Origin of the sequence: Salinispora pacifica DSM 45544 (genome assembly GCF_000378845.1) — a bacterium.
GTDB classification, from domain to species: Bacteria; Actinomycetota; Actinomycetes; order Mycobacteriales; family Micromonosporaceae; genus Micromonospora; species Micromonospora pacifica.
In genome coordinates, this window is record NZ_KB905359.1 from 1,624,322 (window position 1) to 1,638,040 (window position 13,719).

A 13,719-nucleotide genomic window follows, 5' to 3' on the forward strand; every position below is an offset into this window, starting at 1 on the left:
CCGCCGCCCCGAGCGAACGGACCCACGGTGGGAACGGCGGAGGGTCCCGCGTCGCCGGCACACGGCGAAACGGGACCCTCGTGAATCGGGTTGTGCGCGATTCGCTACCCGGCGCAGCTGGGCACGATGCCGGAGCAGTTGTTCGGGCGGTTCTTGATCACCACAGTGCCGGTGGCGGGGTTCAGCAGGACCGTGCCACCCGCCTCGTTGAAGATGCCGCCGCCGTCGGTGACCGCGAGGTTCTTTATGACCTTGGTGTTGTACAGCGCGGCCGTCCCCGTGGCGGCGTTGTAGATGCCGCCACCCAGGTCAGCCTGATTTCCGACGATCTTCGTGTTCAGTAGGGTCAACTCGTCGGCGTTGTAGATTCCACCACCATTGGTGCTCGCCCGGTTGCCCTTGATGGCGCTGTCCACAACAGACATGGAGGCGCCGGTCTCAGTGGCCAGAGCGCCAGCCAGCTCGCCCGAGACGTTATCGGCGAGGGTGACCGAGGAGAGGTACACCTGCGTGCCTACGTTGGCAAGGATTCCACCGACCGACCCGCTAGCCGTGTTGCCCGAAACGCTACTGTCCTCGACAACCGCCGAACCACCGTTCACGATGATTCCACCGACAACATCCTGGGCCGAATTGTCGGAGATGGCGCTTCGCTGAACCAGGGCACTCCCCAAAGTTGCCACCCCACCGCCAGCGGCGGTGACATTTGCGCGTACGCCGGAATCGGTTACTTCGAGCACGCCGGAGCTGGAAATACCACCGCCGAGGATGCCAGAGGTATTGCGGCTGACCGTGGAGTGCTTGACCAGGGTGGTGCCCTCGTTGGCGATGCCACCGCCGTTGTCCGCGGCGATGTTACGGGTGATGGTGCTGTGTTTGGTGGTGAGCGCCCCGCCGGTGTTGACGAGGATTCCGCCGCCATCGCTGTCGGTTTGCCCGCCGGTGATGGTGAGGTGGTTGAGGGTGAGGTCGCCGCCAACGTCGACGGTGAGGATTCTGAACTGTTCGACGGCGGCGGCGCGTTCGATGACGGTGTGTTTGCCGCCGTTGAGGGTGATGGGGGTGGTGATGTCGGGGAGGCCGGCGTCGTCGATGATGGCGGTGAGCAGGTAGGTGCACTTGCTGGCGAGGTCGAGGGTGGCGCCGCCGCGGGCGTTGGCGAGGGTGATCGCGGCGATCAGCTTGTCCGCGTCACAGGGCACCGGAATGCCCTTCGACTTCTCCCGCTTCTTCCCCGGCACCTCGCCGTCGGCCTTGCCTTCGGTGCGGTGGCCTTCAGCAGTGCGCCGATCAGACTTTCCGGGCTGATCGTCGGCGGCAGCGAGAGCCCCTCCGACGGCGCCGGCGGCCGGCCCGCCGAAGGCACCGACCGTGGTGGCGGTGAGGGCCAGGCCAGCGACGCCGGCCAGTCCAACAGCCCACCACCGCGCACCCGCCCTACGTGAGCCAGAGCGGCACAGTTCGCGTTCCTGACGCTGATGGTTCATGGCGATCTCTACGTCCTTCCCCGTGAACGGCGAGGAACCGGCCACCCCAGGGGCAGATCGACTGTTCCTCGGCTACCCGGCAGGCGGCAGCAACCTCCTTGAGCTAAGCCAGTAAAATTCACGTTGACCCGCATACACGAAAATTACCCCTAAAAAGGTGCAGACAGGACAAGTTGCCTCAAGTGATCGCTTCGACCACCTCGTCATACCCAGCCGCGGCGGGTGGCCTGGACCCCGGCCTGGAACCGACTCTCCGATTCGAGCCGTTCGCTCAGGGAGGTCATCATGCGTTGGACGCTGCGCAGCGAGATCGCCAGCTTTCGTGCCGCTGACTCGTCGGTGTTGCCCGCCGCGAGCAGGCGCAACAGTTCTCGCTCTTGGGCGGTGAGTCCCTGCTCGTCCTGGGACGCCTCATCGCCGAAGGGCCTCGCCGCGTGCCAGACCTGCTCGAAGAGTGCGACCAGCCCCGTGACAACGCCGGGACTACGTAGTTCCAGGGCGCCCCGAACGGGGTCGTTCGGATCGACGGGCACGAGCGCCAACTCTCGATCGACGATCACCATGCGCATCGGCAGTGTCGGCGCGGTGCGGGACTGACTGCCCAGACTCGCCATCCACCGTGCGTGCGCGAGGGTGGCCGGATCGTTGCGGAAGCTGTCCTGATAGACGTTGCGGATCAGGACCCCCCGCCCCAACGCCACCTGGTTGAGTGAACCTTCGGCCTCCATCGTGTCCGGCCGCTGGCCGCGGCCGGTGGTGAAGGACAGACACTCGCTACGGGCGCTATGCGCGAGTTCGATCAACCGTTCCCGGACGGCGTCGAGTCCGTCCAGGGCACGCCCCTGCACTTCCTGCTCGTGGCCTTCGTGCGCGGCGGCGATGGCGGTGATCGCGGCTCGGGTCGCCTCGACCTGCCGCTGCCGTACCGCAACGTCCGCCTCCACCTTGGCCAGGAGCGCGATCAGCCCGGCCTGCGGCCGGACCGCACGGGCGCTGTCGCCTCCCGAGTCGAGTCGGATCAACGCCAGGTCGGCCAGCACATCGAGCGCCTCCCGCACCTGGCCGGGCGGGACGCCCAGATAGTCGGCCAGACCAGCAACGTTCAGGTCCGGCCGCTGAAGCATGGCCCGATAGACCGTCTCGTGCTGCGCTGAAAGGCCTAGCAGATCGAGCATCGTTCCTCCCCGAATGAGTTCCCTCCACATTGTGCCGTTGCGCAACGTTTCGTGGTCGGCACGGGTAGTGGCGTGATCCCGCCAGGCGTGCTCACGCCAGGCCGAACCTACTGACAACGGTCGCCAACCCCGCGATGCTTTCCTCAGCGCGGCAATCAAGGTTCGCGAAGCGCCCAAGGCGCACCTCACTTGTTCAACGCAGTCATTACGGAGGGAATCGACTAATGTCAAGCAATACCGTTATTTCGCACTTTGCCGTAATTAATGCAGCGACCTTGGCTACCGTGATCGGCTACAAAAGTGCGCCGGGAGAGGGCTTCGGCTGGGGGTTCTCGAGGACCTCGGCGTGAGGGCGGCACATCTACGCATCGCACCTCTCACCCCGACCACAACCATTGACCCGTCGGTTCTCCGGGACCTGCTACTCACAGATCCGGAGGGCCGCGTGGAGCACATCCGCATCCGCGCTGGCCCGCATGGCGCCGACATCCTGGCATTCGTTGACAGCGACAACGCCGAGGCAGCACTCGACATTCTGCGCAACCTGGTGCACGAAAAAATAGCTACGACAGGACCACTTCACTCCTGGCGCATCGTATAGCGATTCAGCCCCTTCATTTCATCACTCACGGCCCACGAGAAGGACAACCATGCGAACAACGATGCGACGCCTCGCCGCCGCCGCACTCAGCACCCTGACCGCCGCGACGATCTGCGCGACTGCGATCAACCCCGCGCAGGCCGCCGGCCCGCGCCCGCTGTTCCAGCTCCCGTTCCCCTGCGGGGAGTCGTGGCGCCTATCCACGTACGCCGGACATGACGACTTCGACATCGACATGATCGCCAGCAGCGGCACCACTAACAACCGCCCCATCCTGGCATCGTACGGAGGAACAGTAGTCCGATCTGGCTGGGACAACGGCGGCGGCAACTACGTCCGAATCAACCACGGCAACGGGTGGCAGACGCTATACCTACACATGATCGCACCACCGCCGGTGTCCGTAGGACAGATCGTCACCCGCGGCCAGCTCATCGGCCGGGTGGGCAGCACCGGAAATTCCAGTGGACCGCACCTGCACTACGAACAGCTCCGCGACGGCGCCAAGGTCGAATCGTGGTTCAATGGCGAACCATCTGGAATAACCACGGACGGGTTCCCTGCCGGCGAGCCGCAGTCACCGCCTCGCAACGTAACCAGCGCCAACTGCGATACTGAACCGCCGGCTGAACCGGAGCCTTGGATTGCCGATGTTACGGGTGACGGCTACCACGACCTGGTGGCGCGGGAAGACGACGGAACGCTGATGTTTTACTCGAACAACATCGAACGCGACAACGGCACCCCCTACTCCTCAGCCCAACAAATCGGCCAGGGCTGGAACACCTTCGACACCATCACCGATGCCGACGTCACCGGCGACGGCTACACCGACCTCGTCGCCCGCAAAACCGACGGAACCCTCTGGCTCTACCCCAACAACATCGAACGCGACAACGGCACCCCCTACAGCTCAGCCCAACAAATCGGCCAGGGCTGGAACACCTTCGACACCATCACCTAGCAGCACCACCTGACGGCACCCAGCAACGCGCTGAGCCCCCAACCTGGCAACCGGCCGGGTTGGGGGTTCAGTGTTTCCGAAATGGTCGGGGGCTGCCCCGCTGGGTGGGGTCAGGGCTGCCCGGGAAGTTGGGCGACGAACGCCCGCCACGCCGCCGGGCCGAAGACCAACGCCGGCCCGGCCGGGTCCTTGGAGTCCCGGACTCCCACGACGCCGGGAAGGTTACCGGCGACCTCGACGCAGTCGCCGCCGTTGTTGCCGCTCTTACTGCTCTTGCGCCACCGCGCGCCGATCAGGTCAATGAACTCGCCGCTTCCCTGAGCAGGTCTCGGGACTGCGCCCGGGAGAGAGCCTCCCCCCGGATGCGTTCCCACCGTCGACTCAGCGTAGCAATATCCGTGACGCCATCGACCAGTTGCGCCTTCGCCTGGCTGTCCACATGGGCCACCACTGCGCCCTTCTCCAACTCGGCGAGGGTGAACGGACCGCCGAGACCAGGGTGCATACCCGCCGAGAGCGGCACGACATGGATCGACACGTTCGGTAACTCCGCGGAGGCCGCCAACTGCTCGCACTGCTCCCGCATCAACCCGCGGTCGCCGTAGGCGGACCGGCGAAGGATCAGCTCGTCCAGCACCGCGATGAACATCGGCGCCCGGTCCCGACGCAGAATCGCCTGCCGCTTGATCCGCACGTCGACCAGCTCCTCAACCGTCTCGGGGCTGAGCGCCTCCCCGGCGAGGGTCGCCCGCGCGTACGCCGCGGTCTGCAGCAGGCCCGGCACCCACGCAAGTTGAAACGCGCGGAGTGACACCGCCTCGCGTTCAATGTCGGCCCACGGGCGGAACCACGCCGGCTCGCGGCGCCGCACCGCATCCGGCCACAGGTCCTCCACCTCCCGCTTGAGGATCGCGGCCACCTTCGCGCGGTGCCGGGTCTGGGGAATCCGTCCACGGCTCGCCCACTTCGCGGCCGTCTTCGGATCCACCCCGATCTGAGCTGCGAGGCTTTCGGCGGTCTCACCCGCCTCCGTCATCGCCGCGATGACTGCGTGGTTCATGCTCCAACCTCCCTCAAACGTTCCAGACGTCCCAAAAACCTAGTACTACGCGGTGTGTTCGCCCCACAACTGTCGGAAAACTGCCCGTAGACGGCGTGAACCGGTGGCGGGCCCGACCCGCCGGAGGCGCTGCCGGACCGCAACCACCAACCAGCAACCACCACAGCCGGGAGGCGAGCCGTGCCAACAACCACCACCGCGCCACCACCACTACCGCGACGGAGGCGCCGCGCCGCGCTCGCCGACGCGATCAGCCCCGACCACGCGGCGACTGTCTCCGACGGGGAGCTGGAACGGCTGCTCTCCGGTGGGCGGGTGGTTGGCCGGGCCCGCGTCGTCCACACCGCCCCCGGCGCCGACCTCCTCGCCGCGGTGCTCGCGGGGCTACGGAGACTGTGATGGCCGATGACAACCCGACCACCGACCAGCCCACGCACCGCGACCTGCCGGCGCACCTTGACCAGCCGGCGAGCCTCGACCGGCCCGCACGCCCCGACCAGCCGACGCGCGCTGGCCGGCGCGCGTACCGTGACCCGCACGGGTCGCCGCCGCTGCCCGACGGTGACCGGGTGCGGCCGAGCACGCCGAGCACTCCCCCGCCATCCGCCACCACCCGGCACCAGCTGATCGCGGCGCTCATCCTGGTGATCGTCGTGGCCGCCATCGCACTCCGGGTGCTGCGATGACGACCAGCCCGAGGCCCCCACGTCCGGGTGACCCGGCCACTGACCGGCCACACCTACCGATGCGCCCACTGTGGGGGTGCGGCAGCTGCCAGGCGGAGTGGCCCTGCCCGGCAGCCCGACACGCCCTCCTGGCCGAATACCACACCGACCGCACCGCGCTGCGGGTCTACCTGGGTGCCCTCATGTCGGAAGCGGCCGAACAGCTAGCCCAGGTCCAGACCCACACGGCATCCGACCTGTACCGCCGGTTCCTGCTGTGGGTATAGCGACCCGGCGGCGGTACGCCGAAGGCGAGCTGCGGCAGCCAGCGGCTCAGTGCTTGACGCGGTCGAACTGGAAGTAGTCGATGTTGAAGTTCTGGTGGGCGTCCTCGTCCATCCGCACCTCGAACTCGTGCGTACCCCGACGCAGGTACTGGGTCCCCTCGATCTCCTGCAACTCGAAGGCATCGTGCGAGGTCGTGCCGACCACGTCCACCGGACCGGTCGTCGACTGACCGTCGAAGGTCATCGAGAACCGCCCCGCCGGGAAGTACGGCGACGACATCCGGGCGCTCACCCGGTAGTTGCCGGACTTCGGCACCTCGACGGTGTACGTGACCCACTCACCACCGCGGATCCAACACATCACGATCGCAGCATTGTTGTCGCAGATGTCCACGCCCTCGTACGGGCGGCCCGCGGTGCCACCCCGGTTCTCGTCCTCCAGGTCGTGGTACCCGATCCCCCTACCCGCCGGCGAGTAGTCCTCGGCCTGCACCCGCACCGACCCCTTCGGCAACGACGGCCACTCCCCCCGACCACCGTGCTCCCGGTCCCGACTCGCCAACCAGCTGACCAACTGCTCCGGGTTGTCAGTCTGGATCATGTCCGCCTGGTGCCGATCCACCACCGCACCCCACCCCTGCGCCGGATCCCGCAACGACGACTCGTCGGTGTAGCCGGCGGCGAGGCCGTACCACAGGGTGTTGACCCAGACCCGGGCCCGCTCGCGGAGCGCCGCCACCACCGCCGGCTGGATCTGCGGCTCGGTGAGCCGGTCGAAGACCAGCTCGTACGCCTCCGGCTGGTGGTCGGTGAACCCGTCGAGGTCGGCGGCGTTCTCCTCCTTCACGACATGGACGTAGAGGATTTCCGGGTCGGTGGCGAGGAACTGCTCAACCTCCGCGACCGGCGCCGAACTCTTGAACAGAACGTGGTCCAGGGTGCCGCTGTCGACCAGGACGTCGTACGCCTCGTCCCGGATGTCCCACGCCTTGTCCAGGTTGACCATGGCCCGGCCCCGCACCGTCGCCATCGCCTCCGCCAACGTCGGCACCCGCTGATCGGTCAACGGCGCCTGATCGCCACCCAGGCCCACCCTCAACCGCAGCCGCCTCACCTCGGCCAGCGTCAACTCCGACACCGCACCCGTACCATTCGTCGTCCGGTCCACCGTGCTGTCATGCATCAACACCAGATGACCGTCAGCCGTACGCCGGACATCGATCTCCACCACGTGCGCGCCCACACGAACCGCGGACCTGATCGCCTTCAGGGAGTTCTCCGGTGCGGCACGCCAGTGCCCACGGTGCGCCACCACCAGCACCTCAGCACCCGGACCGGGCTGCAGGAACTGCTTTCGTACCTGCGCAACGGTGTGGGTGGGCGCCGACTCGACAGTCTGGGCGGGCGCCGACCCCGCAATCGGCGTGGTCCCGGCCGTGGCCCTGGCCCCCGCCACCGTCGGAGCCACACCGACCACCACACCCGCCGTCACCACGGCCAGCGCCCCACCCCACCATTTCCTACGCACGAGCAACTCCCGAGTAGACATCCGAGTGATCAGCGGTTCACACCGAAGCCAGCGCAAACCACCGTCATCCTGCCGGTTTCCCCCCACGAAACGCGGCCCTAGCGAGTAACAACACGACAAACAGGTGCTTACATGTCGATGCCAGACTTTCAAGATCTTTAGCTGCATCCCCGGCTTTCGGTGATATCCCGCATTACCTTCGATTAGCACGAAGCGGTCATTTCACGATCAGGCGGGGTGGATGTCACGGTCGGACGCCCCGGGCGGAGCCGGGAACACCCGGCGGTGGCGAATCATCGTCATCGCGGCAGCCGTCTCCTTCCTGAGCTTCTTCGACCTGAGCGTCATCAACGTGATGCTGCCCTCGATCGAACGCACGCTCGACGCCGGCAACGGTGCTGTCCAGTGGGTCGTCTCGGGCTACTCGCTGATGTTCGCGCTCGCACTCGTCCCCGCCGGACGACTCGGTGACGCCAGAGGGCGGCGCCACGCGCTCATCCTCGGCCTCGCGTTGTTCACCGGCGCCAGCGCAGTTGCCGGAACGGCCGATTCCGGCACCGCACTGGTCGTCGCCCGGCTCGCGCAGGGCGCCGCGGCCGGTGTCCTCGTCCCCCAGCTCACGGCCCTGATCGAGGAGTTGTTCCGCCCCGAGCGGCGAGGCCGACCCTTCGGACTTCTCGGAGCCACGACCAGCATCGCCACCGCGATCGGACCGGTGATCGGCGGGCTGATCATCGCTCTCGGTGGGGTGGAGAACGGCTGGCGGCTGGTCTTTCTCGGCAACATCCCGATCGGCGTCGTCGCGACGGTGCTCGTCTGGCGGCTGTTCCCGGCGAAGCCGCTGGGCGGCCCGAAGGATCACCGACCCGACCTGATCGGCACGCTGCTGTTGGGCACCGGACTCATGCTGGTGATCCTGCCCGCGCTACAGCGGGAGCAGTGGCCGGGGCTGCTGCCGTGGCTGTTGCTGCCGGCCGGGATCGGCGTCCTCTTCGCCTTCCGATCCTGGGAGACCTCCACTGCCCGGCGACATCCGCCGGTCTTCGACTTTCACCTACTCACCCATCGGACGTACCGCCTGGGGCTGCTGCTCGGCTTCTTCTACTACGCCGGTTTCACCTCGCTGCCGCTGATCTTCAGCCTGCACCTGCAGTACGGTCTCCACCGCAGTCCGTTGCACACCGGCCTCACGATCGCGCCATTCGCGGTGGGTTCCGCGCTGGGCGCGCTGCTCGGCGGCCGGCACGTCGAACGACTCGGTCGCCGGCTGATCGCCGTCGGGCTACTCACCGTCCTGGCGAGCCTCGCCCTGATGATCGCCCTCACCAGCGTCACCGGGACGACGTTCTCGGTCCTGAACTCGTTCCCGCTGCTCCTCGCCGGAGTCGGGAGCGGCCTCGTGATCACACCGAACAACACCCTGACCCTTGCGCAGGTGCCCGTGCGGAACGCCGGCAGCGCCGCCGGCATGTACCGGACCATGCGGCAGGCCGGCGCCGCGATCGGGCTGGCGGTGATCAGCGCAACCCTGCTCGGCTCGGTCACCGCCAACAACGGAGACTGGTCAACGGCCCTTCGCCACGCACTCGGTGTGGAGTTCGGCATTGTCACCGCCGCGCTGCTCACCGTCATCGCCGGCATCGTCGGTGACCACCGGCGTCCACTCGACTCGGCAGCCTGACCGTTCGCACAGCCCGTGCCGGGCCCTCGGTGGCCAACGACACAGACCGGCGCCGGGGAAAGGACTCGCCCCGGTGGTGTCGACACCGGCATGATGTCCGGCGTGCTGGGGATCACCGACATCTGGACGTACGTGCTGGGCACCGTGGCGATCATCATGCTGCCCGGGCCCAACTCGCTCTTCGTGCTCTCCACCGCCGCCCGCCGTGGCGTGGCCGCCGGCTACCGCGCGGCCAGCGCGGTGTTCGTGGGCGATGGAGTCCTGATGATCCTCTCGGCCGCCGGGGTGGCGTCCCTGCTCCAGGCGTACCCGCCGCTCTTCCTGGTGATCAAATATGCCGGCGCCGCCTACCTGGGCTACCTGGGTCTGGGGATGCTGCGCGGCGCCTGGCAGCGCTGGCGGACCCGCCACGACCCGGCCGCACCGCGACTTCTCGACGCCGACGACCCCACCCCAGCACGCAGCCCGTTCCGCCGAGCTCTGGTGATCAGCCTGCTCAACCCGAAGGCGATCCTCTTCTTCGTCTCGTTCTTCATCCAGTTCGTTGACCCGCACTACCCCTGGCCGGCACTGTCGTTCCTGCTGCTCGGGTCGATCGCGCAGCTCATCAGCGCGCTCTTCCTGACCATACTGATCTTCGCGGGCACCTTCCTGGCCGCCCAGTTCCACCAACGCCGCCGCCTGGCCGCGGGCGGGACGACCACGATTGGTGCGCTCTTCCTCGGCTTCAGTCTGAAACTCGCCACCGGCTGACCCGCCCCGGGTCACCTGCCACCGCCAGCGGCCGACAGCCCCGGTCACGTGCCATCGCCACCGCCACCGCCACCGCCGACGCCCGGGCCCCCGGCCGTGCCGCCCAGCCCGATTCCCGGCGGCAGTGGCGCGTCCGGAGGTCGGCTCACATGGGCGGACTCGTTGATCGGGGCCGACCAGTCGGCGTGCGCCGCCATCGCCGCGTGTCGGTTGATCGCACCCCGCAGCCACCCGTCCACGGTCGCCACCCAGTCCTGCCGCTCGGCGCCGTCATGCCAGATCCGAAACCGACTGATGCTCTGGTGGGTGATCCCGGCCAGCGCCAGTCGACGATCACACCAGAGGAGCACTTCGAGACCGGCAGAGTTGGCAATGAAGATCACCTCCAGCTCGGTGATCGGCCCGGAGTACAACGGCGCGACCCAGTAGCCCAGCCGTTGGTGCAGCGCTAGCTGCTGCTCGACCCCGGGCAGCCGGGCGGCGACCGAGCCGGCCTGCCGCAGCCTGAACCCCAGCATCTCCAGGGTGGTGAGAATGTGCGCCTGGGCGATCAGCGGGTGCACGAAGAGCGGCACCATCGCACCCTGATCCAGCCCGGGCTCGATCGCCACCTCGGTACGCAGCCCCATCCGCAGGCTGAGCAGCGGCGCTCCACCGACCACCGTCACCGGGGTCTCCCACGGCATCGGGAACGAGAACGGAATACTGCGGGCCCGCCCGGCACGCAGGATGAACCCGGTGGCGATCTCCGCCTGATGGAACTGCACCAGCCGCCGGGGGGCCTCCGGGTCGTCCGGCTCGGCCGACGTGACCAGGCCGAGCCGGACATGCAGCACCGGAACGTCAACCGGGCCGGCGCTGACAGTCACCCGCCCGGGCAACAGCAGGCCCGGGCGGGTGCTCGGGTTGGCCAGCGCGGTCCGGACGGTCAGCCCCGTCCGACCGGACTCCGGCGACACCCCCGTCAACCGCACCGGCCCCGGTTACCCAGACCAGATCAGCGCAACCGCCGTCCCCGCGGAACCGGGTCCGTCTCGTCGTCGAACTCGCCGATGACCTCCTCCAGCAGGTCCTCCAGCGCGACAAAACCGACCGGACGGGTCGGCCCCCCACCGTTGCGGACCAACGCCAGCTGGGAACGCCGGGCCCGCATCGCCGCCACCGCCTCGGTGACCGTGGCGGACGAGGGCAGGGTGAACGCGGTCGTCATCAGCTTCTCGGCCGTCGCCGTCGGACGGCTGGCCGCGGCCCGAACCGCCTCCCGTACGTGCACCAGCCCGCACACGTCACCGGCCTCGTCGAGCACCGCCAGGCGGGACCGCCCGCTGTCCCGGCTGACCTGCTCGATCTGGCCCGCGTCCGCGTCCCGTCGCACGGTGACGATCCGGTCGAACGGCTCCATCACCTGCGCCACGGTGGTGCCCTGCAACTGCAGCATGCTGGTCAGCAACTCGTGCTGCTCGGCACCGAGGAGCCCGTGCTCACGGGACTGCTCCAGCAGCAGCCGCAACTCCTCCGGACCGTGCACCTGGGCGAGCTGATCCTGTGGTTGGACCTTGACCAGCCGCAGGATGCCGTTCGCCAGGGAGTTCAGCGCCGACAGCACCGGCCGGGAGACCCGGGCGAAAGCGCGGAACGGCAGCGCCAGCAACGTCGCCGACCGCTCCGCGTCGGTGATCGCCCACGACTTCGGCGCCATCTCCCCCACCACCAGGTGCAGGAAGGTCACCAGGCTCAGCGCGAAGATCAATGCGATCACGTGGCTCGCCGCGCTGGGCAGGCCCACGGCGTACAGCAGCGGGCTGAGCAGCTGCTCGATCGCCGGTTCGGCCAGCGCACCCAGCCCCAGCGTGCACAGGGTGATGCCGAGCTGCGCACCGGCCAACATCAGCGAGAGCTCGCGTACGCCGTCCAACGCGGCCCGGGCACCCCGGCCACCACCGGCGGCGGCCTGCTCCAGCCGGTAACTCTTACTCGCCACGAGGGCGAACTCGGCGGCGACGAAGAACCCGTTCAACGCCAGCAGGACCACCGAGGCCGTGAGGGCGACACCGACGCTCATGCCTGCACCTCCGGCTGGCCTTCCGACTCCTGCAGGCGCAGCCGGACCGAGTCGGCGACGTGCCGGTCAACCACGAGCACCTCAACCAGCGCCCGGGGGCCGGCTGCCGCCTCATCCCCGTCTGCCGGCAGGGCGACCTCCAGTTGGTCGCCGACCTCTGGTACTCGGCCCAGCTCCCGCATGACCAGCCCGGAGAGCGTGTCGTACTCCGGGGCCACGGGCAGCGAGATGCCGGTGCTGTCGGCGACCTCGTCGATCCGCCAGCGGGCCGGCACCACCCAGGAGCCGTCGCGCTGCCGGGTCGGTATCCGCTCCGGCGGATCATCCTCGTCGCGGATCGGCCCCACCAGTTCCTCGGCGATGTCCTCCAAGGTGATCACGCCGGCGAAGCCGCCGTACTCGTCAACCACACAGGCGAGCTGCCGATGGCTGGAGCGCAGCCGGTCCAGCACCGTCGGCAACGGCAGGGTCTCCGGCACCAGCAGCGGAGGAACGGCCACCGTACCGACCGGGGTGGTGGCTCGGCGCTCCAACGGCACGCCGAGCACGTCGGCGATGCCGGTCACCCCAATCACGTCGTCAACGCCCTCGGCCCCCTGGACGGGGAACCGGGAACGGCCGGTCTCCAGTAGCTCGACGACGCGGCTGACCGGTTCGTGGGCGCGGACGGTGTGCACGTCGACCCGGGGCACCATGGCCTCCCCGGCGGTGAGCTGCCGGAAGTCCAAGCCGCGGTCCAGCAGGGTGGACATCTCCGCGGTCAGGTGTCCGCCCTCGCGGGACTCGGCGATGATCTGCTCCAGATCCTCCAGCGTCGCCCCGCTGGGCAGCTCCTCGACGGGCTCGACACCCGCCCGGCGGAGCAGCCGGACGGCGGCCCGGTCGAAGAGCTTGATCACTGGGCCGGCGACCTTGAGGTAGATCAGGGTGGAGCCGGCGAGCGCCCGAGCGAGCGCCTCGGGGCGGGCGATCGCGAGGTTCTTGGGCGCCAACTCACCCAGCACCATCTGCACGATGGTGGCGATGAGCAGCGCGAACGCGACGGACAGCGGCCCGCTGACCTGGTCAGACATTCCGGATAGCCCGAGCAGATCAGCCAGGCCGGCGCCGAGGTACGGCTCGGCGACGTAGCCGACCAGCAGTGCGGTGACCGTGATGCCGAGCTGGGCGCCGGAGAGCATGAACGACAGCCGCCCGGTCACCTCCAGGGCCCGGGCCGAGGCCTTGTCGCCTTCGGCGGCACGCTGCTTGAGCTTGCCCCGATCTACGGCGACGTAGCCGAACTCCTGGGCCACGAAGTATCCGGTGGCGGCGGTGAGGACAACGATGAAGAGGAGCCCAACGACGATCAACACGGGAGCTTCAGGGCTCCCGTCGATTTCGGGGCCGGGGATAGCCGGGCATTACCCGGCTCGCTACTGCTGCCCTCCTGGGCAGACGAGTCGATCATGCCGTC

Annotated in this window: 14 protein-coding genes and 1 pseudogene; 7 read left to right on the top strand and 8 right to left on the bottom strand. The window is 68.4% G+C overall.

Annotated features, from left to right (window positions below; all coding sequences use genetic code 11):
• Positions 1–104: 104 nt before the first annotated feature.
• Together SALPAC3_RS0107335 and SALPAC3_RS0107340 are read right to left on the bottom strand one after the other, a co-directional pair.
• Positions 105–1,532, bottom strand: a complete 1,428-nt coding sequence (locus tag SALPAC3_RS0107335; RefSeq protein WP_018220606.1) for an autotransporter outer membrane beta-barrel domain-containing protein — start codon at positions 1,530–1,532, stop codon at positions 105–107.
• A gap of 158 nt (positions 1,533–1,690) precedes the next feature.
• Complete coding sequence (locus SALPAC3_RS0107340; protein WP_018220607.1) at positions 1,691–2,662, bottom strand: helix-turn-helix transcriptional regulator; 972 nt, start codon at positions 2,660–2,662, stop codon at positions 1,691–1,693.
• 346 nt (positions 2,663–3,008) lie between these two features.
• On the opposite strand from SALPAC3_RS0107340, the gene SALPAC3_RS26785 reads away from it, so the two are divergent.
• The gene (locus tag SALPAC3_RS26785; protein ID WP_080635135.1) at positions 3,009–3,263 is read left to right on the top strand and encodes a hypothetical protein; all 255 of its coding nucleotides are present in this window, start codon (positions 3,009–3,011) and stop codon (positions 3,261–3,263) included.
• Positions 3,264–3,324: 61 nt separating this feature from the next.
• Positions 3,325–4,194 (top strand): annotated as a pseudogene (locus SALPAC3_RS28645) (peptidoglycan DD-metalloendopeptidase family protein); the annotation flags it as partial.
• Positions 4,195–4,337: 143 nt separating this feature from the next.
• Here the strand turns inward: SALPAC3_RS28645 and SALPAC3_RS26790 are convergent.
• Both SALPAC3_RS26790 and SALPAC3_RS0107360 read right to left on the bottom strand, forming a co-directional pair.
• Positions 4,338–4,529, bottom strand: coding sequence for a DUF397 domain-containing protein (locus SALPAC3_RS26790; RefSeq protein WP_018744547.1), 192 nt, complete (start codon positions 4,527–4,529; stop codon positions 4,338–4,340).
• Complete coding sequence (locus tag SALPAC3_RS0107360; RefSeq protein ID WP_018220610.1) at positions 4,520–5,287, bottom strand: DUF5753 domain-containing protein; 768 nt, start codon at positions 5,285–5,287, stop codon at positions 4,520–4,522. Before SALPAC3_RS0107360 ends, SALPAC3_RS26790 begins: the two co-directional genes overlap by 10 nt.
• Positions 5,288–5,467: 180 nt before the next feature.
• Here SALPAC3_RS0107360 and SALPAC3_RS0107365 point away from each other — a divergent pair, with 180 nt between their 5' ends.
• The 3 genes from SALPAC3_RS0107365 to SALPAC3_RS0107375 are packed head-to-tail and all read left to right on the top strand — an operon-like array spanning position 5,468 to position 6,239.
• Positions 5,468–5,686, top strand: coding sequence for a hypothetical protein (locus SALPAC3_RS0107365; RefSeq protein WP_018220611.1), 219 nt, complete (start codon positions 5,468–5,470; stop codon positions 5,684–5,686).
• Complete coding sequence (locus SALPAC3_RS0107370; RefSeq protein WP_018220612.1) at positions 5,686–5,973, top strand: hypothetical protein; 288 nt, start codon at positions 5,686–5,688, stop codon at positions 5,971–5,973. The genes SALPAC3_RS0107365 and SALPAC3_RS0107370 overlap by 1 nt, the downstream gene beginning before the upstream one ends.
• On the top strand, positions 5,970–6,239 hold the full coding sequence (locus SALPAC3_RS0107375) for a hypothetical protein (protein WP_026185318.1): 270 nt from the start codon (positions 5,970–5,972) through the stop codon (positions 6,237–6,239). Before SALPAC3_RS0107370 ends, SALPAC3_RS0107375 begins: the two co-directional genes overlap by 4 nt.
• A gap of 46 nt (positions 6,240–6,285) precedes the next feature.
• On the opposite strand, the gene SALPAC3_RS0107380 is transcribed toward SALPAC3_RS0107375, so the two are convergent.
• The gene (locus SALPAC3_RS0107380) at positions 6,286–7,788 is read right to left on the bottom strand and encodes a glycerophosphodiester phosphodiesterase family protein (protein ID WP_232430473.1); all 1,503 of its coding nucleotides are present in this window, start codon (positions 7,786–7,788) and stop codon (positions 6,286–6,288) included.
• Positions 7,789–8,008: 220 nt separating this feature from the next.
• On the opposite strand from SALPAC3_RS0107380, the gene SALPAC3_RS0107385 reads away from it, so the two are divergent.
• Positions 8,009–9,448 (top strand): MFS transporter, encoded by a 1,440-nt coding sequence (locus SALPAC3_RS0107385; protein WP_018220615.1) that lies wholly within the window; start codon positions 8,009–8,011, stop codon positions 9,446–9,448.
• A 90-nt stretch (positions 9,449–9,538) separates the two neighbouring features.
• Positions 9,539–10,201 (top strand): leucine efflux protein LeuE, encoded by a 663-nt coding sequence (gene leuE / locus SALPAC3_RS0107390; RefSeq protein ID WP_018220616.1) that lies wholly within the window; start codon positions 9,539–9,541, stop codon positions 10,199–10,201.
• Between the two features lie 44 nt (positions 10,202–10,245).
• Here the strand turns inward: leuE and SALPAC3_RS0107395 are convergent, their stop codons facing one another.
• The 3 genes from SALPAC3_RS0107395 to SALPAC3_RS0107405 are packed head-to-tail and all read right to left on the bottom strand — an operon-like array spanning position 10,246 to position 13,618.
• Positions 10,246–11,175, bottom strand: a complete 930-nt coding sequence (locus SALPAC3_RS0107395; RefSeq protein ID WP_018828060.1) for a sporulation protein — start codon at positions 11,173–11,175, stop codon at positions 10,246–10,248.
• A 23-nt stretch (positions 11,176–11,198) separates the two neighbouring features.
• Positions 11,199–12,263 (bottom strand): hemolysin family protein, encoded by a 1,065-nt coding sequence (locus SALPAC3_RS0107400; RefSeq protein WP_018220618.1) that lies wholly within the window; start codon positions 12,261–12,263, stop codon positions 11,199–11,201.
• A complete protein-coding gene (locus tag SALPAC3_RS0107405) occupies positions 12,260–13,618 on the bottom strand; it encodes a hemolysin family protein (protein WP_018220619.1) in 1,359 nt (452 codons plus the stop codon). Before SALPAC3_RS0107405 ends, SALPAC3_RS0107400 begins: the two co-directional genes overlap by 4 nt.
• Between the last annotated feature and the right edge of the window lie 101 nt (positions 13,619–13,719).